At 33.5% G+C, this 24,275-nt stretch carries 22 protein-coding genes, 1 rRNA gene and 1 pseudogene; 15 read left to right on the top strand and 9 right to left on the bottom strand.

What is annotated here, in order from left to right:
- Positions 1 to 45: 45 nt before the first annotated feature.
- A complete protein-coding gene (locus A9G13_RS01225) occupies positions 46 to 1,122 on the bottom strand; it encodes a 3-deoxy-7-phosphoheptulonate synthase (RefSeq protein WP_065555816.1) in 1,077 nt (358 codons plus the stop codon).
- A gap of 287 nt (positions 1,123 to 1,409) precedes the next feature.
- Entirely contained in the window at positions 1,410 to 2,489 is a 1,080-nt protein-coding gene (gene aroB, locus A9G13_RS01220; protein WP_065555815.1) for a 3-dehydroquinate synthase, read from the bottom strand.
- 120 nt (positions 2,490 to 2,609) lie between these two features.
- On the opposite strand from aroB, the gene A9G13_RS01215 reads away from it, so the two are divergent.
- Positions 2,610 to 4,214 carry an NAD+ synthase gene (locus tag A9G13_RS01215; protein WP_065555814.1) on the top strand — a complete coding sequence of 535 codons (1,605 nt, stop codon included), beginning with the start codon at positions 2,610 to 2,612 and terminating at the stop codon, positions 4,212 to 4,214.
- A gap of 23 nt (positions 4,215 to 4,237) precedes the next feature.
- Positions 4,238 to 4,576 carry a nitrogen regulatory protein P-II gene (gene glnB / locus A9G13_RS01210; RefSeq protein ID WP_065555813.1) on the top strand — a complete coding sequence of 113 codons (339 nt, stop codon included), beginning with the start codon at positions 4,238 to 4,240 and terminating at the stop codon, positions 4,574 to 4,576.
- A gap of 1 nt (position 4,577) precedes the next feature.
- Here the strand turns inward: glnB and A9G13_RS01205 are convergent, their stop codons facing one another.
- Positions 4,578 to 5,201 (bottom strand): hypothetical protein, encoded by a 624-nt coding sequence (locus A9G13_RS01205; RefSeq protein WP_065555812.1) that lies wholly within the window; start codon positions 5,199 to 5,201, stop codon positions 4,578 to 4,580.
- 304 nt (positions 5,202 to 5,505) lie between these two features.
- Between A9G13_RS01205 and A9G13_RS01200 the strand changes: the two genes are divergently transcribed.
- Positions 5,506 to 6,123, top strand: a complete 618-nt coding sequence (locus tag A9G13_RS01200; RefSeq protein WP_065555811.1) for a TfoX/Sxy family protein — start codon at positions 5,506 to 5,508, stop codon at positions 6,121 to 6,123.
- A 133-nt stretch (positions 6,124 to 6,256) separates the two neighbouring features.
- On the opposite strand, the gene rhlB is transcribed toward A9G13_RS01200, so the two are convergent.
- On the bottom strand, positions 6,257 to 7,486 hold the full coding sequence (gene rhlB / locus A9G13_RS01195; RefSeq protein WP_065555845.1) for an ATP-dependent RNA helicase RhlB: 1,230 nt from the start codon (positions 7,484 to 7,486) through the stop codon (positions 6,257 to 6,259).
- A 152-nt stretch (positions 7,487 to 7,638) separates the two neighbouring features.
- On the opposite strand from rhlB, the gene trxA reads away from it, so the two are divergent.
- From trxA to nrdG, 5 genes are all read left to right on the top strand, one after another.
- Positions 7,639 to 7,965, top strand: coding sequence for a thioredoxin TrxA (gene trxA / locus A9G13_RS01190; RefSeq protein WP_065555810.1), 327 nt, complete (start codon positions 7,639 to 7,641; stop codon positions 7,963 to 7,965).
- Between the two features lie 365 nt (positions 7,966 to 8,330).
- The gene (gene rho, locus A9G13_RS01185; RefSeq protein WP_065555809.1) at positions 8,331 to 9,593 is read left to right on the top strand and encodes a transcription termination factor Rho; all 1,263 of its coding nucleotides are present in this window, start codon (positions 8,331 to 8,333) and stop codon (positions 9,591 to 9,593) included.
- Between the two features lie 157 nt (positions 9,594 to 9,750).
- A complete protein-coding gene (gene gndA / locus A9G13_RS01180) occupies positions 9,751 to 11,166 on the top strand; it encodes an NADP-dependent phosphogluconate dehydrogenase (protein ID WP_065555808.1) in 1,416 nt (471 codons plus the stop codon).
- 368 nt (positions 11,167 to 11,534) lie between these two features.
- On the top strand, positions 11,535 to 13,670 hold the full coding sequence (gene nrdD / locus A9G13_RS01175; RefSeq protein WP_065555807.1) for an anaerobic ribonucleoside-triphosphate reductase: 2,136 nt from the start codon (positions 11,535 to 11,537) through the stop codon (positions 13,668 to 13,670).
- A gap of 13 nt (positions 13,671 to 13,683) precedes the next feature.
- A complete protein-coding gene (gene nrdG / locus A9G13_RS01170; protein WP_065555806.1) occupies positions 13,684 to 14,148 on the top strand; it encodes an anaerobic ribonucleoside-triphosphate reductase-activating protein in 465 nt (154 codons plus the stop codon).
- Between the two features lie 22 nt (positions 14,149 to 14,170).
- Here nrdG and A9G13_RS11290 read toward each other — a convergent pair.
- From A9G13_RS11290 to A9G13_RS01155, 4 genes and pseudogenes are all read right to left on the bottom strand, one after another.
- Positions 14,171 to 14,494 (bottom strand): annotated as a pseudogene (locus A9G13_RS11290) (carbonic anhydrase); the annotation flags it as partial.
- Between the two features lie 19 nt (positions 14,495 to 14,513).
- A complete protein-coding gene (locus tag A9G13_RS01165) occupies positions 14,514 to 15,572 on the bottom strand; it encodes an FAD-binding protein (RefSeq protein ID WP_065555805.1) in 1,059 nt (352 codons plus the stop codon).
- A 196-nt stretch (positions 15,573 to 15,768) separates the two neighbouring features.
- Positions 15,769 to 16,809, bottom strand: coding sequence for a CobW family GTP-binding protein (locus A9G13_RS01160; RefSeq protein ID WP_065555804.1), 1,041 nt, complete (start codon positions 16,807 to 16,809; stop codon positions 15,769 to 15,771).
- Between the two features lie 14 nt (positions 16,810 to 16,823).
- Positions 16,824 to 17,021 (bottom strand): YbdD/YjiX family protein, encoded by a 198-nt coding sequence (locus A9G13_RS01155; RefSeq protein WP_065555803.1) that lies wholly within the window; start codon positions 17,019 to 17,021, stop codon positions 16,824 to 16,826.
- A gap of 340 nt (positions 17,022 to 17,361) precedes the next feature.
- Between A9G13_RS01155 and murA the strand changes: the two genes are divergently transcribed.
- From murA to A9G13_RS01125, 6 genes are all read left to right on the top strand, one after another.
- Positions 17,362 to 18,615, top strand: coding sequence for a UDP-N-acetylglucosamine 1-carboxyvinyltransferase (gene murA / locus A9G13_RS01150; protein WP_065555802.1), 1,254 nt, complete (start codon positions 17,362 to 17,364; stop codon positions 18,613 to 18,615).
- A 56-nt stretch (positions 18,616 to 18,671) separates the two neighbouring features.
- Entirely contained in the window at positions 18,672 to 19,247 is a 576-nt protein-coding gene (locus A9G13_RS01145) for a DJ-1 family glyoxalase III (RefSeq protein WP_065555801.1), read from the top strand.
- Between the two features lie 7 nt (positions 19,248 to 19,254).
- Positions 19,255 to 20,169 (top strand): cation diffusion facilitator family transporter, encoded by a 915-nt coding sequence (locus A9G13_RS01140; RefSeq protein ID WP_065555800.1) that lies wholly within the window; start codon positions 19,255 to 19,257, stop codon positions 20,167 to 20,169.
- Positions 20,170 to 20,244: 75 nt separating this feature from the next.
- Positions 20,245 to 21,207: a 6-phosphofructokinase gene (gene pfkA, locus A9G13_RS01135; RefSeq protein ID WP_065555799.1), complete on the top strand. Its 963-nt coding sequence runs from the start codon at positions 20,245 to 20,247 to the stop codon at positions 21,205 to 21,207.
- A gap of 211 nt (positions 21,208 to 21,418) precedes the next feature.
- Positions 21,419 to 21,667: a GNAT family N-acetyltransferase gene (locus A9G13_RS01130; RefSeq protein WP_065555798.1), complete on the top strand. Its 249-nt coding sequence runs from the start codon at positions 21,419 to 21,421 to the stop codon at positions 21,665 to 21,667.
- Between the two features lie 133 nt (positions 21,668 to 21,800).
- On the top strand, positions 21,801 to 22,871 hold the full coding sequence (locus A9G13_RS01125) for an acyltransferase (RefSeq protein ID WP_176701932.1): 1,071 nt from the start codon (positions 21,801 to 21,803) through the stop codon (positions 22,869 to 22,871).
- Between the two features lie 6 nt (positions 22,872 to 22,877).
- Here the strand turns inward: A9G13_RS01125 and A9G13_RS01120 are convergent, their stop codons facing one another.
- Entirely contained in the window at positions 22,878 to 23,297 is a 420-nt protein-coding gene (locus tag A9G13_RS01120) for an STY0301 family protein (RefSeq protein ID WP_065555796.1), read from the bottom strand.
- Between the two features lie 571 nt (positions 23,298 to 23,868).
- On the opposite strand from A9G13_RS01120, the gene A9G13_RS01115 reads away from it, so the two are divergent.
- A 16S ribosomal RNA gene (locus tag A9G13_RS01115) occupies positions 23,869 to 24,275 on the top strand; the annotation flags it as partial.

The raw sequence follows: 24,275 nt of genomic DNA, 5'->3' as shown, positions 1-24,275 counted from the left end.
CGCCGAGATCACTCGGCGATTTGCTGTTTAGTAATGATTAAGTAGTTACTGCTTTTTTTGACGTTCGACTAGTGATGTGGCTAGTGTGTGGTTCATGTTACGTAACAATTCTTCAGTAGTTTCCCAACTGATACAAGCATCAGTCACTGACACACCATATTTAAAGTTCTCCTTAGGTTGTTCAGATGATTGATTACCTTCAAACAAATTACTCTCAATCATAACCCCAATAATAGAATTATTGCCTTGCGCAATTTGTTTAATAACGGAATCCGCCACCAGAGGTTGATTACGATAATCTTTATTGGAATTAGCATGACTACAGTCGATCATTAAGTTAGGGATTAGTCCCGCTTTTTGCATTTGAATTTCACATAGTGCTACATTTTCAGCATCATAATTTGGAGTTTTGCCACCACGTAAAATGACATGTCCATGAGGGTTCCCCATAGTTTGCAATACAGTTACTTGTCCTTGTTGGTTAATTCCTACAAAGCGATGCCCCATAGATGCTGATTTCATGGCGTTAATTGCCACATCTAAACTGCCATCAGTACCATTTTTAAAACCTACCGGCATTGAAAGTCCAGAGGCCATTTCCCGGTGGGTTTGTGATTCAGTGGTTCTAGCTCCAATTGCTGACCAACTGATTAAGTCACCAATATATTGTGGGGTATTAGGATCTAATGCTTCGGTAGCAATAGGTAAACCAATTTTAGTAATATCGAGTAAAAGTTTACGTGCTTTTTTTAGACCATGTTCAATATCAAATGAACTATCCATATGGGGATCGTTAATCATTCCTTTCCAACCGACAGTTGTTCGCGGTTTTTCAAAATAAACCCGCATTACAATAAACAGGTGATCATGTAGTTCATCGGATAGTTTTTTTAGTTTATGGGCATATTCAATTGCGGCTTCGGTATCATGAATCGAACAAGGACCGCATACAATAAGTAATCGATGATCGCGACGTTCTAAAATATCTACTACTGTCTGGCGAGAGGATGCAATTTTTTGTTCTAATTCACTGGATAAAGGATAAAGGTTTTTGATCTCCTCAGGGGTAATCAACATATGCTCATCATGAATTCTGATGTTATTTAGAGTATCTTTTAACATTACAATTTTCCTTGCAAAAGCTGTTAAATATTTTATATGTAAAATATTAATTACATAAACAAGCATTATGTAAACACAAAATTACATAATAGTAAATTAAATTTTTATATAATTGTTAATGTTAATATTAAAGGCGTTATTTATATTTTTATCTTTAAGAAAAGATAATTATGCTGTAAACAACAGTTAGATTTGTTTGTTTTGTAAGTTATACTGTACAGAATACAAAATAATTTATATTTGAATATATAGTTAACCTAGTGTGTTTTTCGTCAAGGAAGCTATTACTAAACTAAATTAATTGACTCTAAAACAATTTGTTTATCAATGCCATCAAGAACTTCTACATGCCCAATTTTGGTTGGTAAAACAAGTCGTAATTGTCCTGATAGCACTTTTTTATCACGCAACATATGAGGCAGGTAGGATTCGACTGCCATCTGCGTTGGCCTTTTAACCGGAAGTTTAGCTTTTATTAATAGGTTTTTGATTCGTTCAATATCGGGAGTAGTAAATTTACCTAAAAGTTTAGCTGCGTGGGCGGCCATTAACATACCGACGCTAATTGCTTCGCCATGTAACCAATTGCCATATCCAAGTTCAGCTTCAATAGCATGCCCATATGTATGACCAAGATTTAAAATCGCTCGCATATCTTGTTCAGTTTCATCGGCAGCAACCACTTGGGCTTTAAGTTCACAACAGCGGTAAATACAGTAACTCAGAGCATTAACATCTAAATTTAATAAGTCATCAATATGCGATTCTAACCAATTAAAAAATGTGTTATCTAAAATAATTCCGTATTTAATTACTTCAGCAAGCCCGGATGATAGCTCCCTTGGTGGTAGAGTTTTCAAACAATTTATGTCGATAACAACTGACTGCGGTTGATAAAAAGCACCAATCATGTTTTTGCCTAAAGGGTGATTGATTGCTGTTTTACCACCTACAGAAGAGTCCACTTGAGACAGTAATGTGGTTGGCACTTGAATAAATTTAATACCTCGTTGATATGCTGATGCGGCAAAACCGGCAACATCCCCAATAACCCCACCACCTAAGGCAATTAAAATACTGCTTCTGGTATGATTATTAGCGAGTAGAGCCGTTAAAATCATGTTCCATGTTTCCATAGTTTTAAACTGTTCACCATCAGGGACAATGACTGAATCTGTTTTGACACCATGTTTTTCGAGCATAGCAATTAAAGTTTGTAAATAGATTGGAGCAATAGTTTCATTGGTAGCAATAAGTACTCGCTGACCTGCTTTAAGTTTGAAATGCTCAAATTCAGATAGAAGATTTTCACCAATAGTGATTGGATAACTACGGTTTGCTAAAGCAACATTTAATATTTTGAGCATAATGATTTCCAAACAATTTTAAGCTAATTTTATTGTTGCATGTTAGCGAGAAAAAAGTAGCAGTGCAACCTAGAATCATTTAAACTTAACGGCAATTTTATTTATACTGTTCAAGTTAATATGTCTTTATCAATTGTTTTAGCTCAAAAAAATTGGCGGGTTGGTGATATAGAAGGCAATACGCAGCAAATTGTTGAACTTATTAAGCACCATTCTTCTCATGATCTGATTCTCTTTTCTGAACTGGCTATTTGTGGTTATCCACCCGAAGATTTAATTTATCGATCAGATTTTAAGCAACGTTGCCAAAATGCATTAGCATCTGTTCTGCAGGCAAGTAACCATTGTGCTGTAATAGTTGGTCATCCGCATTGGCAAAATGGGCGTATCTATAATGCGCTATCTTTTTTTTCAGAAGGTAAATTGCTAGCTCGTTACTACAAACAACAGTTACCTAATTATGATGTATTTGATGAAAAACGTTATTTTACAGCGGGTGATCAAACTTGTGTGGTTGATTTTAAAGGTCAAAAAATTGGCTTATTAATTTGTGAAGATCTTTGGCAAAATAGTCCAATTGATAATATTAAAACAGCCCAAGCTGATTTTGTCATTACTATTAATGCATCACCTTATGATTATGAAAAACCAAAACACCGTCAAGATTTAGTCAAAGCCCATGTTAACCGTACCGGTCTCCCAATCCTTTATGTTAACCAAGTGGGCGGGCAAGATGAGTTAGTATTTGATGGTGGCTCTTTTGTATGTAATCAACATGGTGATATAGTTTGCCAGTTAGAATCTTTTAAAGAACAAGTGGCAGATTTTAATTTTAATGCTAATAATCAAACAATGGTTGCTAATACTGGTAATAATCCATTAGCTTCAATTTATGATGCGTTAGTGTTAGCCACCAAAGATTACATTACTAAAAATGGTTTTCATGGTGCGGTATTAGGGCTATCAGGGGGAATTGATTCGGCGTTAACACTCGCTATTGCAGTAGATGCTTTAGGAAAAGATAAAGTCCAAGCAGTGATGATGCCATTTCGTTATACTGCTGATATTAGTATTGCTGATGCCAAAGAAGAAGCTGAAATTTTAGGTGTTGAGTTTGATATAGTGTCGATTGAACCAATGTTTGATGCATTTATGTCATCATTAGCGCCTCTGTTTACTGGCACCGCTAAAGATACCACTGAAGAAAATCTACAAGCACGGTGCCGTGGGGTGATCTTAATGGCATTATCTAATAAACGCGGTAGACTAGTATTAACTACCGGTAATAAAAGTGAAATGTCGGTGGGTTATGCAACCCTTTATGGTGATATGGCTGGTGGCTTTGATGTTCTGAAAGATGTACCTAAAACCATGGTATTTGAATTAGCAAAATATCGTAATATTCGCTCTTATGTTATTCCGGAAAGAGTGATTACTCGACCACCTTCAGCAGAACTTGCTCCTGACCAAAAAGATGAAGACAGTTTGCCTCCTTATGCTATTCTTGATGGCATATTAAAAGGCTATATTGAACAAGATCTTTCCATTGAACAACTTGTTGAGCAAGGTTATGATGAAGTCACCATTAGGCGGGTTATTAAACTAGTTGATATTAATGAGTATAAACGACGTCAGTCAGCGGTGGGACCAAAAATTACGGCCCGCAATTTTGGTAAAGGTAGACGTTACCCTATTACATCGGCTTTTGGTTTCAAAAATTGGTGATCTCGAATTAAAGGAAAATAGATATGAAAAAAGTAGAAGCTATTATTAAACCATTTAAACTTGATGATATTCGAGAAGCGTTGGCAGACCAAGGTATTACTGGTATGACGGTGACAGAGGTCAAGGGATTTGGACGCCAGAAAGGTCACACTGAACTTTATCGTGGTGCTGAATATATGGTGGATTTTTTACCTAAAGTAAAAATTGAGCTTGTTGTTTCAGATGATATTTTAGAAATGTGTATTGAAACAATTATGAAAACTGCACAAACAGGCAAAATTGGTGATGGTAAAATTTTTGTTTATAACGTTGAGCAGGTAATACGTATTCGTACTGGTGAAATGGATGAATCGGCGATTTAATTTACTGGATATCGGGTCGTTCTTGTTTTAATAACTCAGGCGTAACCACACCTTGAATTGAACAAATGAATAGCGTCATATTTTCGCTTTTTTCCAGTAATAATAATTTTTCAGTAGTATCTGGTGCTGGAATGGTTTTTACACCAACAACAGTACCTGTATTATGATGCCAAGTTTGAACATTATCACTAATGTGGCGAATCATTGGATTAGCTATATAAAGTAAATTATCTTCCATTTCCTTCCAATCTAAGAAATTTAATGTGTTTTTAATTTGTTTGATATCATTATCAATGATAAATCCCCAAAAATAATATTTACCAATTTTATGAAGATCCATCGCACTATCGTAATATCCTTTTATAACTAAATCTTTGTACATAATAGGAGTAGAAAAATAAACGTAGTTTTTAGTGCTATCTCCGCGATTAGGAACAGGTATATACGATTGATCTTTATCAAAAATTTTTATTTCAGCATGTTTAATTAATTCATCTTTATTTTCATAGAGTTGTTTAAAGAAATTAGGATTACAAGACGCTAAAGATTCAAGAAGCGGTGGTTTATCAGCAGATGCAACAAATGAACTAAGTAGTAAAAATAAAATAACAATTTTTTTTGCCATGTGATTTTATCGGATAAAAGTGAATCTTATTAATTAATTGCCTGTGATTGTATAATTATTGCAAGTGAATAACAATGTTAAAGAATTATTTAATTCGTTTTATTATATTCCTCCAGTATAACACTATCTCGTAAAAAATTATTTTAGCAAGTAATAATATTATTAATATTCATTTATGGAAGGTAGATCTCATAATGATGAATCTAAGGCAAAAACAGGTTGAGTATTCGAAAAAATACTATAGTTTTAAATTAAAAGTAAGTGATTTATGTTATTTAAAACAATAAATGGAATGAGGTAAATTATGAATATAAAATTGACAGATAAAATACGAGATGAGTTTTCTTGGTTAGGTGAAATCTCAATTAAAACTTTTTTTGGAGGTTTTAGTATTAGTAGTAGAGAAATAATGTTTGGTTGGATTGGAAAAGGCGACCTTTATTTAAGAGGTCATTCAAATTATCGTTCCCTATTTATTGAGTCAGGTATGCAACCATTAAGTTTACCAGCAGGTATTTCAACTAAATTACTTGATTATTATAAAGTTAGTGATGAATTATTTCATGATCGTAAAAAATTACATACTATTGTAAAAATGGTAATTGAATGCGCAGAATATGAACAAAAAGAAAAAAACAAAATTAAGGAACAACGCATAAAAGAATTGCCCAGTATGACATTATCGCTAGAAAGATTATTATTTAGTGTTGGTATTATAAATATACCAATATTTTATGAAATCGGTTATCTTGAAGCTTACCATAGAATAAAAACTAAAAAAGCAGGCATTTCAATTAATATTTTATTTATTTTATATGCTTCATTACACCGGCGGCACGTTGCATCACTATCTCAATCAACAAAAGATGAAATAAAATTGAATTATCGATGCTTTCTTGAAGATATGTCTAAAAAGGCATAACTAACTGATATTGAAAGTATCATATTAGTTATAGCATCATTATAAAATAGTGACTATCTGCATATATTTATTCCATTGTCAAATGGGGTTTTAGTTATCTATTATATTTTTATAATATGCCAGTTATTTTCTTTTAGGTTGGGCGTCGACGAGGTGCTCTTTTATTGAATACCTTAGGTGTCGGTAAATTAACTAATAATGCCGATGGATCATATTGGCTAACTGGAATGGAATGTTCAATAGCTTTTTCAATTGCAGGTAGATTTTGTGAATAACGTTCGCAAGCCAATGAAATGGAGTTACCCTCGGCTCCGGCACGGCCAGTGCGGCCTATGCGATGCCTATAATCATCACAATCATCAGGAAGATCATAATTAAATACATGAGTAACATTAGGAATATGTAAGCCACGAGCGGCAACATCAGTAGCAACTAAAATATCAAGATCACCTCTTGTAAACTGTTGTAAAATAGCTAACCGTTTTTTCTGAGCAATATCACCTGTTAGTAAGCCAACACGGTGACCATCTGCAACTAGATGGCGCCAAATTTTTTCGCATGCAACTTTAGTATTGGCAAATACAATACACCGTTCAGGCCACTCTTCTTCAATTAAAGTTTGCAATAAGGCTAATTTATCCTCATTTGATGGGAAAAATAGTTCTTCTTTGATTCGATGGCCAATTTTTTGTTCAGGCTCTACTTCAACATACTGCGGATTATTCATATGTTCAAAGGCTAGTTCACGAACACTATGAGTAAGCGTAGCTGAAAATAACATGGTTAAACGTTGTTGTGGCGGTGTTATATGTTTAAAAATCCAACGAACATCACGTATAAACCCTAAGTCAAACATGCGATCAGCTTCGTCTAATACTGCTACTTGGATGGCATCTAGATTGATATAATTTTGTTTAGCGTAATCAATTAATCTGCCAGTTGTTGCAATTAAAATATCTACACCTGCAGCTAACATTTTTAATTGTTTGTCATAACCATCACCACCAAAGGCCAATCCTAGTTTAATGCCAGTTTCTGACGATAGTGCTTCAGCATCATGGAATATTTGTACCACCAATTCACGGGTTGGTGCAATAATGATAGCTCGTGGTTGGTTGGTTTTATGTTCAGGTAATGGCGCATGATTCAATAAATAATTAAAAGTTGATGCCAAAAACGCAATTGTTTTGCCTGTTCCTGTTTGCCCTTGTCCGGCAATATCAATACCTTTACTGGTTAAAGGTAATGTCTTTTCTTGAATCGGAGTACAATTTATAAAACCTTGTTTTTCTAATGCTTTTAAGACTAAAGGGTGCAAAGGGAACTGACTAAAAGTTGTTTGGGTTAGATATGATTGAATCATAGTGGTTTCAAGTATAATTATCAAAGTTTTTTGATTATAACATATTAGGAACCTCAACATCACTAATAATTATGTCCTATTGTATTAATCGCTAGTAAAAAAATATAAAATTTCTTAAGATTAGCACAAATTTAAATTTGGAGATAAACTCAATGAGTAAAAATATTATTTCACTTTCAGAGGCAAATTTCGATAAAACTATCAATGATCCGACCAAACCGGTATTAGTTGATTTTTGGGCAGAATGGTGTGGTCCTTGTAAAATGGTAGCGCCAATTTTAGAAGAAATAGCTCAAGAATATAGTGATAAAATTATATTTGCTAAATTAAATGTTGAAGAAAATCCGAATGTGTCACCTAAGTTTGGTATTCGTGGAATTCCTACCTTGTTGATTTTTAAAAATGGTCAAGTAGTTGCAACTCAAGTCGGTGCCTTGTCTAAACTACAACTTAAAAACTTTATAGAAGCCCATTTATAATAGCTTAATAGCTATATCTATATTGCTACAAAATTTTAAGAGTAATGCCTTGTGGATTACTCTTAATGACCACAGAATAGCTAAACATTATTGAGCTAAAAACATACTTAATTAAGTGTAGACATTATTCTATTTTTAGTGTACATTGCAACTTTCTTACGAAAAAGCCTTTCTGCCATTCATTGTTGTTCTTGATAAAGTGATAAAAAATTCTATTTTCAGACATTTAATATCATTGACAGTTTCATAAACAATAACATTTAGTTGTCAGAAAGAGTGAAATTTAATAAATAAATGAAACAAATATACAAAACAAGCATTAGCTGTAAACATATCAATTTTATCCTCAAGAATTTTTTAAAATTATGAATTTAACTGAATTAAAAAACACTTCTGTTTCCGAGTTGGTAACGCTTGGTGAAAAAAAGATGGGGCTTGAAAATCTAGCCCGCCTTAGAAAACAAGACATTATTTTTGCGATCCTTAAACAACATGCTAAAAGTGGTGAAGATATTTTTGGTGATGGTGTTCTGGAAATTTTGCAAGATGGATTTGGATTTTTACGTTCAGCGGATAGTTCTTATTTAGCTGGACCAGATGATATTTATGTATCGCCAAGTCAAATTCGGCGATTTAATTTAAGAACGGGTGATACTATAGCTGGTAAAATCCGACCGCCAAAAGAAGGTGAGCGTTATTTTGCTTTACTGAAAGTTAATGAAGTAAATCATGATAAACCTGAAGATGCCCGCAATAAAATCCTATTTGAAAACTTAACTCCCCTTCATCCTAATTCTCGCTTACGTATGGAACGTGGTAATGGTTCGACTGAAGACATTACTGCGAGAGTGCTTGATTTGGCTTCTCCAATCGGTAAAGGTCAACGCGGTTTGATTGTAGCCCCGCCTAAAGCTGGTAAAACTATGTTACTACAAAATATAGCTCAAAGTTTAGCGGTAAATCATCCTGAATGTGAATTAGTTGTATTAATGATTGATGAACGTCCAGAAGAAGTAACCGAAATGCAGCGGTTAGTTAAAGGTGAAGTCGTAGCCTCAACATTTGATGAGCCTGCAGCAAGGCATGTTCAAGTTGCGGAGATGGTTATTGAACGCGCCAAACGTCTGGTTGAGCATAAAAAAGATGTGATTATTTTATTAGATTCAATTACACGTTTAGCTAGAGCATATAATACTGTTGTTCCTTCATCCGGTAAAGTATTGACTGGTGGTGTGGATGCTAATGCCTTGCATCGTCCAAAACGTTTTTTTGGGGCCGCACGTAATGTAGAAGAAGGTGGTAGTTTAACCATTATTGCAACGGCTCTTATTGATACAGGTTCCAAAATGGATGAAGTTATTTACGAAGAGTTCAAAGGTACGGGTAATATGGAAGTCCATTTATCGCGTAAAATTGCTGAACGTCGGGTATTTCCTGCGATTGATTTTAATCGCTCTGGTACTCGTAAAGAAGATTTAATGACTTCGCCAGATGAATTACAAAAAATGTGGATTTTACGTAAAATTCTCAACCCTATGGGTGAAATTGATGCAATGGAATTCCTAATTGATAAACTTGCCATGACGAAAACTAATGACGAGTTTTTCGAAATGATGAAGCGTTCATGATAGTTGTAATTATGATAAAGTAGCTAAAGAAAGCCGTATTTATTGATACGGTTTTTTTATGGCAAAATATATGAGTATTATTTGTACTGAATTTATTTAGGTTGTTGTTAACACCTTATTATTAAGGTTATATGCGATTAATTAAAGGAGCCAAATCATGTCTAAACAACAAATCGGTGTTATTGGAATGGCGGTTATGGGGCGAAATCTAGCACTTAATATTGAAAGTCGAGGATTTTCTGTTTCTATTTATAACCGTTCTAAAGAAAAAACAGAAGAAGTAATGGCCGAACATTCTGATAAACAGTTGGTTCCTTATTTTACAATTGAAGATTTTGTCAATTCTTTGGCAAAGCCACGGCGGATACTTATCATGGTGCAAGCAGGTAAAGGCACTGATGCAGTGATTGATGAGTTACGCCCATTATTAGATAAAGGTGATATTATTATTGACGGTGGTAATGCTTACTTCGAGGATACAATTCGTCGAAATAAGTTGCTTTCTGATGAAGGTTTTAATTTTATAGGTGCAGGTGTTTCTGGTGGTGAAGAGGGAGCATTGAAAGGTCCTTCAATTATGCCTGGTGGTCAAAAAGAGGCCTATAATTTAGTTGCTCCTATTTTGGAAAAAATTGCGGCGACATATAATGGTGAACCCTGTGTTACTTATATTGGTCCTGATGGTGCTGGTCATTATGTCAAAATGGCACATAACGGCATTGAATATGGTGATATGCAACTTATTGCAGAAAGTTACTCTGTTTTAAAACATGTGGTAGGTTTAACTAATGAAGAACTTGCTAACGTTTTTACTGAGTGGAATAAAGGCGAGTTGGATAGCTATTTAATTGAAATTACTGCAGATATCTTTAAATATAAAGATGAAACAGGCAATTACTTAATTGATATGATTTTAGATGCCGCAGGTAATAAAGGTACCGGTAAATGGACAAGCCAAAGTGCTTTAGACTTGGGTGAACCTTTGTCATTAATTACTGAATCAGTATTTGCACGTTATATTTCTGCGATTAAAGATCAACGCGTCGTCGCTGCAAAAGTGTTAAAAGGACCAAAATCAAGTAATTATTCAGGGGATAAGAAAGAATTAATTGAGAAAGTACGTAAAGCTCTATATATGAGTAAAATTATCTCATATGCACAAGGTTTTGCTCAATTAAAGGCAGCGTCTGAACAATATAATTGGCATTTGAATTATGGTGAAATAGCTAAAATTTTTAGAGCTGGTTGCATTATCCGGGCACAATTCTTACAAAAAATTACCGATGCTTATGTAGGTAACCATAACATTGATAATTTGTTATTAACTCCTTATTTTAAGCAAATGGTCGAAGCTTACCAACAATCTTTACGTGATGTGGTTTGTTTAGCTGTGCAACAAGGGATTGCTGTTCCAACCTTATCAGCTGCAATTGCTTATTACGATAGTTATCGTTCAGCAGTATTACCTGCCAATTTAATTCAAGCACAGAGAGATTATTTTGGGGCTCATACTTATAGGCGTATTGACAAGGAAGGTACATTCCATACCGATTGGTTGAGTATTAAACCGTAATCTTATAGTCGATAATCTCTGCTTTTCAATAATTAATAAGAGTGCAAGATAGTTCTTGTACTCTATTTAATTTCATATCTTAATTAATCACCAAAGTTGATTCTTTTTAAGAAATACTTGTAATTATTAGCCTATTAGCTGTCAAATAATTTATTTATTAAAAAATCTAGCAAAACACAATATACAGTGTATAATCACTATAAATTCACTATATATAGTGTTCTTTAAGTAATGTAAAGTCTCTGTCTATATTAAAAAAGAGAATAATATTCTGATAAAAATAGTTGTTTAAATTATAACAGGAATATTAATGTTGCTATAAAAACCTCTATTATGAGGTAATTAAGAATGAATGTTAAGGAGTGGTTATGCCTGTAGTAATTAAACGTGATGGTTGTCAAACTGCATTTAATGAGACACGAATCAGAGATGCCATAGTTAAAGCGGCGGTAGCCGCGAATGTTAATGATTCTGATTATTGTGCAGCGGTTGCCCGTGTAGTCACTAATCAAATGTCTGAACGTGAGAGTGTAGACATTAATGAGATCCAAAATGCTGTTGAAAATCAATTAATGTCAGGTCCTTATAAGAAGTTAGCAAGAAAATATATTGAATATCGACATGATCGAGATCGTGCTCGAGAAGAACGTAGTCGATTAAACCAAGATATTCGTGGACTAATTGAACAAAGTAATGTTGCGATTCTTAATGAAAATGCTAATAAAGACAGTAAAGTGATCCCAACTCAGCGTGATTTACTCGCAGGTATTGTTGCTAAACACTATGCTAAACAATATATACTACCTAAAGAAATTTCTCGAGCTCATGATTGTGGAGAGATCCATTATCATGACTTAGATTATGCGCCATTTTTCCCGATGTTTAACTGCATGTTAATTGATTTAGACGGTATGTTGACAAATGGTTTCAAAATGGGAAATGCTGAAATTGAACCTCCAAAATCTATTGCTACCGCCACCGCTGTAACTGCACAGATTATAGCTCAAGTTGCTAGCCATATTTATGGTGGCACCACTATAAATCGTATTGATGAAATTTTAGCAAAATTTGTAACTATTAGTTATCAGAAGCATAAACAAGTTGCTGAAGAATGGCAAATTGCCAATCCAGAAGCTTATGCAGAAAGTCGTACTCAGAAAGAGTGTTATGATGCATTTCAATCTCTTGAATATGAAGTCAATACGTTACATACTGCTAATGGGCAAACACCATTTGTTACTTTTGGTTTTGGATTGGGTACCAGCTGGGAATCACGTTTAATACAAGAATCAATTTTAAAAATTCGTCTTAAAGGTCTTGGTAAAAATCATAAAACTGCAGTTTTCCCTAAATTGGTATTTGCGATCAAAGATGGCATCAATCATAAACCTGAAGATACTAATTATGATATTAAACAGCTTGCTTTAGAATGTGCAAGTAAACGTATGTATCCAGATATTTTAAATTATGACAAAGTCGTAGAAGTTACAGGATCATTTAAAACGCCAATGGGGTGCCGTAGCTTTTTAGGAGTATATGAAGAAGATGGAAAGCAAATCCATGATGGTCGTAATAATTTAGGTGTGATTAGCTTAAACTTGCCACGTATTGCCATTGAAGCGCACGGGGATGAAACTCGTTTTTGGGAATTATTAGATGAACGTTTAGATTTATGCAAAAAGGCTTTGATGACTCGCATAGCTCGTTTAGATGGTGTTAAAGCTCGTGTTGCTCCTATTCTATATATGGAAGGAGCTTGTGGTGTTCGACTTAAAGAAGATGATAGTGTATCGGAAATATTTAAAAATGGTCGCGCCTCAATTTCTTTAGGTTATATAGGTATTCACGAAACCTTAAATGCACTTTATGGTAATAAAACCCATCCATTTGATAGTGACACTTTACGTGAGAAAGGTGTGGCTATTGTTGAACGTTTACATAAAGCTGTTGAACAGTGGAAAGATGAAACTGGCTACGGATTTAGTTTATATAGCACACCAAGTGAAAACTTATGTGACCGATTCTGTCGTTTGGATACTGCTGAATTTGGCATAATTCCTGGTGTTACAGATAAAGGTTACTATACCAATAGTTTCCATTTAGATGTTGAGAAAAAAGTAAATCCATACGAAAAAATTGAGTTTGAAAAACCGTATCCTGCTATTGCGAGTGGTGGATTTATTTGTTATGGCGAATATCCAAACATGATCAATAATGTTAAAGCGTTAGAGGATGTGTGGGATTACAGTTATACTCGAGTCCCTTATTATGGCACTAATACTCCAATTGATGAGTGTTATGAATGTGGTTACACTGGTGAATTCTCATGCACCAGTAAAGGTTTTGTTTGCCCAAGTTGCGGTAATCATGATTCATCTAAAGTTTCAGTTACTCGCCGAGTCTGTGGTTATTTAGGTAGTCCTGATGCTCGCCCATTTAATGCTGGTAAACAAGAAGAAGTTAAACGCCGAGTCAAACATTTAAATAATGGTCAAATCGGTTAATAATAAATGAGTTATGAATTATCATCGTTATTATCCTGTTGATGTTGTTAATGGCGAAGGGACTCGCTGTGTACTTTTTGTTGCCGGTTGTGTACACCAATGCCGTGGTTGTTACAATAAAAGTACATGGGGATTAAATTCTGGTTCGCCATTTACACAAGCTCTAGAAGATCAAATTATTAAAGATCTGCAAGATACCGAGATAAAACGTCAGGGATTAACCCTCTCTGGCGGTGATCCGCTACATCCACAAAATGTGCCAACCATTCTAGAACTGGTCAAACGAGTTAAAACAGAATGTACAAACAAAGATATTTGGCTTTGGACTGGCTATAAACTTGATGAACTATCTACAGAACAACAAGAAGTTGTATCGTATATTGACGTGCTAATTGATGGCAAGTTTGTTCAGGAATTAGCTGATCCTAAATTACTTTGGAGAGGTAGTAGTAATCAAGTTATTTATCGTTTTAAATAATCTAATTTTATGGTATTAACAGTTAATGTTGGTTTAATAGATATGAAATTGCTTCACGGTAATTGATTTCAAGATTTTCACTATTTAATGAGCTAATATGTAGATCAGTAATTTTCCCGTTATTTATACCATAAACCCATCCATATAGATTAACTTTTTAACCCCGTTGCCATGCAGACTGAATAATAGTTGAATGACCTAAGTTATAAACTTGTTCAATAACATTTAACTCACATAAAATGTCCATACGCGTGAGAGAAGGAAATTCGCAAACTAACCAACTATAGCGAAACTATAAATCTCGGATATGCAATAACCAATTATTGATCAAACCTAAGTCTTTATTGATATTAGTTCTGTAGTGCTTAATTAGTTTTTATGTGCTGAAATTTACTTCTCATAATCAATTGGCGCCATAATGGTGTAGTTATAATTTTGGCTTTAACAATTTTGCTATAGAGTTTTAAACGTAATGGAATAGTTCTTTGATAATAATTTTTATTCGGTTTTGGATGACCACTATTTAAAATAGTAGCTAATATTTCTGCACTATCAAGTGCATAACTAATTCCTTCTAAAGAACTAGCACTAATAAATCCAGCAGCTTCACCAATTAAGAATATATTTTCATTACCAGTATAAAAATCACGTAAGCGGTTTGGATAAACCACTAGGCATTTTTCAGTTTTTAGAGGAGTACCAAAAATAAAACCTTGTTTAGTTAGCTTTTGTTTAAATAATTCGAAATGTTGATTAGCATTTTTTTTTGGAAAAGCGCCACCAAAAATAAAATAACCATCTTTGGATATACTCCAAGCATAGCAATTGGTTAATTTATTATCAAAAATACAAGAATAAAAAGGAATAGGATGTTTTTCGCTAAACCATTGTTGAATAGCAACATATTGCCTAATACTATGATTAGGATAACGCATTCTCCTTACAATAGAATTGGCTCCATCGGCACCTACCACATATTTAGCTGTAACCTTGTGTTCAACGTTATCATTACTAACATAGGTAATTTGATAACCATCAATAATACGCCTAACTTCTTTGCATAAGGTATTATGGTAGACTGTTACATTTGAAGGTATTAGTGATTTTAACCAAAGATCAAATTTGTGTCGATCAAAGTTTACATAACTACGCTGATAATTACGGACTATATTTGTTTGCAGATCAAGGGTTTTAACACTAAAAATTTGTGGATTAGTTAAAATATCAGTCGGTAAATTTATCTGTTGGCGTATAAAAGCTCTTTGTGCATCATTTGCTAATAATCCACCACAAGGTTTACGAAAGCCTTCATTACCTGATTGTTGTTTTTTATCTAAAGCAATAACTTTAAAAGATGGGTTAAGTAGGCGTGCTAAAGTACTGCCTGCCGGACCAAGACCAATAATTGCAATATCGTAATCCATATATTATTTGTCATTAAGATGATAACTTTCAAGGATTGTTTATGTTATCAAATTAAAACATATGTGGCTATTAGATAGTAATATGCAAGTTATTTGACTTTATAAATGTCTTTCATCACTGTCATATGTCTAAATATAAAAATACATCTTTGTACAATTAAATCTATTTTTTTATGAGTAAAATAATCATAACACTTTACTCTGCAATAGTTTCCAAAAATAACTGATTTAACTCATCAAATGGTAATGTACGACTAATAACAACTAGTCGAGAGATTTTTTCGGAAGGTTTTTGCCATGGCGAACCATAATCAAAGCCAACAACTTTATGTACACCTTGAACTATTAAACGTTGCGGATTGTTTTTGATCGCAAGTACACCTTTATACCGTAACATATCATTTCCATATTGTTCCACTAAGGCATCCATAAAGACACCTATTTTTTTGATATCTAGTTCACCAGCTTCAAATAAATAAGAACAGATATTATCATTCCATGATTTAGCACGTTTCTGTAATGGAAAAGGCTTGAAGTTGGTTTCCAGTTTTTGAGAAGGATTGATTACAAAAAATCCTTTATTGATCGCGAGTTCGTCGCTTAAAGCAAAGGCATGAATATCTAACCATTGTGATTTAGGAATTTGACCATTAATAGCTTCAAAAATAACTGCTTTATTATTAATTTTATGGATGCGATTAAGTACTTCCGTTTTTTGTTGTTTATCGACACAATCGCTTTTGGTTAAAATAATGCGATCAGCAAAACCAATTTGTGAGGCAGCTACGCGATGTTCATCTAAATGATGTAAAATATGTTGAGCATCAACTAAGGTAATAATTGCATCAAGTTGAATTGTTTCACGAATTAAATCATCAATAAAAAATGTCTGAATAATAGGCGCAGGATCGGCAAGCCCTGTTGTTTCAATTATCAACCGATCGAATTGTAATTCGCCGCTTATTCTTTGTGAATGTAATTTATGCAATGCGTCAGTAAGTTCACCTTGTACAGTACAACAAATGCAACCATTGGTCATTTCAACAATTTGAATATCACTGCTGACATTTAATAAATTACTATCGACGTTAACTGGTCCAAATTCATTTTCAATAATAATGATTTTTTCATTACGATTATTTTCAAGTAAATAATTAATTAATGTAGTTTTTCCGGAACCTAGGAAGCCAGTTAGTAGAGTGACGGGTAATAACGATAATGATACCTGTTCTATCATTTATACTCCCATTTTTAACAACACTTAAACCCACCTTTACCACCATAACGAGAATCTTGACGTTCTTTAAAAAATTCTTCATACGTCATAGGTGTTTGTTCTGGGTGAGTGAGTTTAATATGTTGAACATAAGTGTCATAGTCAGGGATGCCAACCATAAGTTTAGCTGCTTGACCAAGGTATTTTCCTGCTTTAGCGATTGAATCAAACATATTTTTCTCTTTTTAAGTTAAATAATCCAAATTAAATTCATATGTTATCTGTTCTTAGAATTTATATAATTTCCCAATCAGTGGTTAATAACTCATCATCTGAATTACTATAAGGCGCTAACCTGTGCAAGTCAATGATTGGTTTAAACTAATATTATCATCTTTATGCGATGAAGCTTGCAATAGTGGTTTTAATATAACTTATTTTACTAAAGTAAATTCATAATTATAAATTCAATCCTATCTAAAAGGAATATAAAGATATATTTTATTAAATTGATTTATCTCTGAGTAAATAGCTTTTATAATACACAACATTTATCATGTATAAGAGTTAATAATGGAAAGGTTTCATGTTACAGGTCCTACTTCACTAAATGGTGAAGTGATTATTTCTGGTGCTAAAAACGCCGCATTACCAATTTTATTTGCAGCAATTTTAGCTGAAGAACCCGTTGAAATACAAAATGTTCCCAAGTTACGCGATATTGATACTACTATGGAGTTATTAAGTCAGTTAGGTGTGAAATGTCAACGAAATGGTTCTGTTTATCTCGATGCTAGTCATCTTAATAATTACTGTGCTCCTTATGAACTTGTCAAAACAATGCGGGCATCGATTTGGGCTTTAGGTCCACTAGTCGCTCGCTTTGGCCAAGGTCAAGTTTCATTACCTGGTGGTTGTGCAATCGGTGCCAGACCTGTTGATTTGCATATTAGCGGGTTACAGCAATTAGGTGCAACTATCACTCTTGATGAAGGTTATGTCAAAGCTTCTGTAGATGGACGATTAAAAGCGGCTCATATTGTAATGGATAAAGTTAGTGTAGGCGCAACTGTAACTATTATGTCGGCAGCAACTTTAGCAGAAGGTAAGACCGTAATTGAGAATGCCGCATGTGAACCAGAAATTGTTGATACAGCAAAATTCTTAAATATGTTAGGTGCAAAAATTAGTGGTGCAGGTACAGTTCGTATTGAAATCGAAGGTGTAGAAAGGTTAAAAGGAGGCGTCCACAAAATTGTTGCCGATCGTATTGAAACAGGGACTTTTTTAGTTGCTGCTGCAATATCAAAAGGTAAAATTACTTGCCGAAAAACAGATCCTGATTTGTTAGATGCTGTTTTATCTAAATTGAAAGAAGCTGGTGCCAGTATCGAAATTGGTGAAGATTGGATTAGTTTAGATATGCAAGGCAAAAGGTTAAAAGCCGTTAATATTCATACCGCACCACATCCAGGTTTCCCTACTGATATGCAAGCACAATTTTCACTGTTGAATATAGTCGCCGAAGGTACTGGAATTATCAAAGAAACAATTTTTGAAAATCGATTTATGCATGTACCAGAGTTAATTCGCATGGGAGCAAGAGCAGAAATTGAAGGTAATACATTAATTACCCATGGTGTCGATAAACTAAGTGGCGCACAAGTGATGGCAACAGATTTACGCGCTTCGGCTAGTTTAGTTTTAGCTGGTTGTATTGCTGATGGTTCAACGATAGTTGAACGTATTTATCATATTGATCGAGGCTATGACAACATAGAGGAAAAACTCAGAAAGTTAGGTGCTAATATAGAAAGAACGAAGTGATTTCATTTCAATACCAAAAACTTGTGTAAAATTTTGGCCTATAAAGGAGCGTAATAATGACAAAACATGCATTGGTATTTTTAGCAAATGGTTGTGAAGAAACTGAAGCGGTTACAACAATGGATTTATTAACGCGTGCCGGAGTTAAAGTTACGAATGCTAGTATTTCAGATAGCCGTGAGATTGAATGTTCACGCGGTGTGACTATTTTAGCTCAAAAAACTTTGTCACAAGTTAAAAACATTGACTATGATGTAGTAATTTTACCTGGTGGAGTAACAGGGGCGGAAAATTTTCGAGATTGTTCTGCATTAATTGATAAATTGAAACAGACTCACGAAAAAGGTAATATTGTTGCTGCAATTTGTGCTTCACCGGCAATGGTTTTGCAATATAACAATTTATTTCCTCAAGCTTATATGACAGGCTATCCTTCAACCAAAGATGCAATTAAATTGTGGAAAGATGATCGAGTTTATTTTGATGAAAAAAATAAGATTATTACTAGCCAAGGTCCGGCAACTTCAATTGATTTTGCTTTAAAAATTATAGAAGTTTTATTAGGTCGAGTAACGGCATCTGAAGTAGCTCAACAATTAATTCTGCCAACAGGTATAGACTGTTATCAATAGGTACCAAATGTCAAATTCCTATTTGTACGAAAAGTCGGTTAAAAGAGCGACATTAGGTGCTGTTTTAGTCTCTATTTTTTTAATTATTATTAAGCTTATTACCTGTTGGTTGACAGGTTCAATGAGTTTGTTTGCTTCTCTTCTCGATTCTAGTATTGATTTATTAGCTTCAGGGCTTAATTTCTTTTTAGTCCGCTATGCTCTTAAACCAGCAGACGATGATCATACTTTTGGTCATGGAAAAGCAGAATCACTAGCTGCATTAGCGCAAAGTACTTTTATAATTGGTTCTGCTACTATTTTATTGTTATCGAGTATCAAGTCTATAATTCATCCTACAGATATTCAATTACCTTTATTAGGTATTATCGTATCAGTTATTTCTGCTGTTATTACCTGTATTTTAGTTATATATCAAAAATATGTCATAACAATCACTCATAGTAAAGCTATTCAGGCTGACATGCTTCACTATTCTTCCGATATGTTTATGAATATAGCCGTTATATTCGCATTATGTTTAAGTTGGTATGGTATTATCTTTGCTGATGCTGCATTTGCTTTTTTTATTGCTTTATTTATTTTTTATAATGCTTATAAAATTGCTTATAATGCCATTCAAGATTTGCTTGATAGGGCTTTACCTGATGGTGATAACATGAAAATGGCCAATATTGTAGCTTTATTCCCTGAGGTACATGGTTTTCATGATTTAAAAACCAGACAGGCGGGGCCAGTAAAATTTATTCAATTACATATTGAACTTGATGATAATATGCCTTTAATTAAAGCACATGCTATTGCTGATTCTATTGAAAAACTGATTTCTAAAGAATTTTCGCCTGCCGTAGTTATCATTCATCAAGATCCGCTTTCAGTTGTACCTAGTGAATTAATGTATGCTAAAAATCAACAAAAATAGCTTTTATCGTCTATTGTTAGTTATCTTTTAAGAATCTATAATAATCCAAGAGCTAATTATTTGGAGTTATTTTATATGATAAAAAAAATAGGAATTTTGACTAGTGGTGGTGATGCACCAGGTATGAATGCAGCTATTCGTGGTGTTGTGCGAACTGCATTAACGGAAAAAATAGATGTCTTCGGTATTTATGATGGTTATTTGGGATTGTGTGAAAACCGAATTTCTAAATTAGATCGTTATAGTGTGTCAGATATTATAACTCGAGGCGGGACGTTTTTAGGTTCAGCAAGATTCCCGGAATTTAAAGATAAATCTGTTCGTGAAAGAGGGATTGAAAACTTAAAAAAACATCAAATTGATGCATTAGTTGTTATTGGTGGAGATGGTTCTTATATGGGAGCAATGCGGTTAACTGAAGAAGGTTTTCCTTGTATAGGTCTACCTGGTACCATTGATAATGATATTCGCGGTACTGATTATACGATTGGTTATTTTACTGCTCTTAGTACGGCGGTTGAAGCCATAGATAAATTACGTGATACCTGTTCTTCTCATCATCGTATCTCGGTTATTGAGATTATGGGACGTGATTGCGGTGATTTAACTCTAAATGCTTCGGTAGCTGGTGGTTGTGAGTTTATGATTATACCGGAAGTTGCATATACTAAAGAAGATTTAATTGAAGAAATTAAACAAGGTTTTGCTAGAGGCAAAAAGCATGCAATTGTTACTGTAACTGAACATATGTGTGATGTGAATCAACTCGCAGAAGATATTGAGGCGGCAGTTCATCATGAAACTCGCGCAACAGTTTTAGGGCATGTGCAACGAGGTGGTTCTCCTGTTCCTTATGACCGTATTTTAGGCTCAAGAATGGGAGCTTATGCTGTTGAATTATTATTAGAAGGCCATGCCGGTAGAAGTGTTGGTGTTCAAAATGGTAAATTAGTTCATCATGATATTTTGGAAGCAATTAATAACATGAAACGTCCTTTTGATGTAGATCTATACAATACTGCTAAACGTTTATTTTAACTTATTTTTTAGAATAGTAGTAACTTGAAATGAAAAACAATAGGTGAATAATTAACTTGCGTTCTTAAATATTCACCTTATTTTTTTATCATTAGTTTTATTTTTAGCTATTTTTGAACTAAATAAGGCGCTACCTTTTTATATAACTATTTTTATACTAATAAGGTGAAAATAAATTTCATAATAAATTAATTTTAGGAAATGCAAAATTATGTCATTACTTTATTTAGAAGCTAGTAACCGATTTTATGTTAGTAAAGATAATCAAGAAATAGCAGAAATGACATTTACTCGCATAGGCGAAAATAAAGCAACAATTGATCATACTTATATTGATCCTAATTATCGGGGACAAGGAATCGCAGATAAATTGTTAAACCTAGTTGTTAAGACATTACAACAAGAAAATAGGGAAATTATTCCATTATGTTCATTTGCAGTTAAAAAATTAGTTAAATAAGTTATTTATTGTTTCTTTATATGCATAAATTTTAAAATTTATATTCATATATTATTTTGTAAATGTTAGTCATAAGCGACTGAATATATGATAATGTATGCCAATTTATAGTTATTGTTTTTAAATGTCAAAAATGGCAAATCAAAAAACTCAGAAAATTCAATCAATTCATGTATTACGTGGTGTAGCGATTATTATGATTGTTTTTAGTCACTGCTTGGGCGTATTTAAAAATACTAATTTAATTGTGAATAGTTATTTGTTCTCTTTTTTGAATTTGTTTGCCTTTAATTTCACCACTTTTTTTGTGTTAATTGCGGGTTTTCTATTTCAACATCTAACTTATAAATTTAATACTAAAACATATTACCTTTCTAAATTTAAGACAGTGGTATGCCCTTATATTTCAGTATCTATTTTTTGTTTTCTTTTTTTTCATTATCAATATTTATCGGATTTACCTTGGTATTCACCAACAGAGCCTAGTATTATTAGTACTATAACTAAAATGATGTTGACGGGCACTCAATTGTTACCATTGTGGTTTATGCCGATGATTATTATTGTCTATTTAATTGGACCATTACTTTATTATTGGTCTAAAAAGAATTTAATTATCGCCGGTTTAATGGCTATGTTTTGGATAGTAATATTTACCAAACCTGATTATACACAGCCCTTTTTAAACTTATTGCATTATGGACCTGTATATTTGATTGGAATGATGATAAGACAAAATTATGAATTGATTATGAAAGCGGTAAAAGATAATCTAATTCTGTTTATTCTTTTCTTTGGTTTATGTTTTTTTGTACCTTTTACTTATCGCTATGTAAGCCATTTAGGTATTGAAAATCTTTATCTAGATACTTTACAGAAAATTATTTTGTTTATATTAGCGCTTTATTTTTTAGATGGTTTAAATAATAAAGAAAATGATGGAAAAATATATAATTTTTTTTCATATATGGCTAATATTAGTTTTCCTATTTATTTTATTCATGAAATAATTGTCCTGACATTAGAGCAACAACTCTTTAATTTCCATATAGGGTATATAATAGAAACAGATAATGGATTATTGGCTTCAATAGGAGCGATTAGTTTTCTTGTATTAACGTTATTAATGAGCATTATTATTGCAAATTTAATAAAATTTATTTTTAAAGGTAATGCTAAATATCTTATTGGTGGTTATCGTTAATATAAATTATTCACATTTAAATTCTGCAGTTTTTAAATATTTTTTATCACTAGATGGCATTATATGTGCATTACATTCAGAAACATAAATAGCTTTTTTGCTCAATTGAACGTTATTTTCATACCTACATACAAAATAAATCCACTCATTCAAACCTTGATGGTAACTATTTAGTTCTTTCCATAAATAATTGCTACCGTCATTTACATCAGCTTTTATAGATTGATTATTATTATATAGACTAACACCAATAAGATGAATTTTGGGTTTCATGAATTCATTGACCTCTACATTAAAAGGTAAAGTTTGGTTATTTTCTAATACTACAGAATCAATATATACAACCTCTGGGCAACGGAATGTCATTTCGTCAGCATAAATAGAAAATGTGCAAAATATGCTTAGTAAGATTATATAACTTTTCATTGTTTTCTCCATATTTTGCTTTTTTAATAAATTTATAATTGATAATACGAGGATATCAATTGCTATTCAAGATTAAAAAGTGAATTAAATATTAAAAATAGTAACATATTGTATTAAAATAAATATCTATGGATTTTTCATTGAAATATTAATACGAACAATATTCTCAATAGCTGAAAAAAAACGCAAACAGCAATAAAAACGCAATAAACCCTTGCAGTAAATTTATAAGCCCCTATAATGCGCATCCACTGACACGCAGTCATGAGTAATCAGACAGTGGTGAGTTAGTGAAGAAGATCGAAATTTTAGAAAAAAGATCTTGACGAATAAGAAGGTGTGGCGTAGTATACGCAGCCCTTGAGACAGCAAACTGAATCAGCCGAGAGGTTGAAGGAAGTTAAAGTAAAAGAAGCTGTCAGCTCTTTAAAAATTAAGAAACAGACAATCTGTGTGGGCACTTACGAGACGAAAAAATTAAAGTCTACGGACTTAAAAAAATCAAGTCTTGATAAGTGACACTGAAGATTCATTTGAATATGTCAGAGACAGTTATTGAGCATCAAACTTTGAATTGAAGAGTTTGATCATGGCTCAGATTGAACGCTGGCGGCAGGCTTAACACATGCAAGTCGAACGGTAACATGAGTGCTTGCACTTGATGACGAGTGGCGGACGGGTGAGTAATGTATGGGGATCTGCCGAATGGCGAGGGACAACAGTTGGAAACGACTGCTAATACCTCATAAAGTTGAGAAACCAAAGCATGGGACCTTCGGGCCATGTGCCATTTGATGAACCCATATGGGATTAGCTAGTTGGTGGGGTAAAGGCTCACCAAGGCGACGATCTCTAGCTGGTCTGAGAGGATGACCAGCCACACTGGAACTGAGACACGGTCCAGACTCCTACGGGAGGCAGCAGTGGGGAATATTGCACAATGGGGGAAACCCTGATGCAGCCATGCCGCGTGTATGA

Origin of the sequence: Gilliamella sp. wkB178 (genome assembly GCF_001690705.1) — a bacterium.
GTDB lineage: Bacteria > Pseudomonadota > Gammaproteobacteria > Enterobacterales > Orbaceae > Gilliamella > Gilliamella apicola_K.
This window is presented reverse-complemented; position numbering and strand designations above follow the sequence as displayed.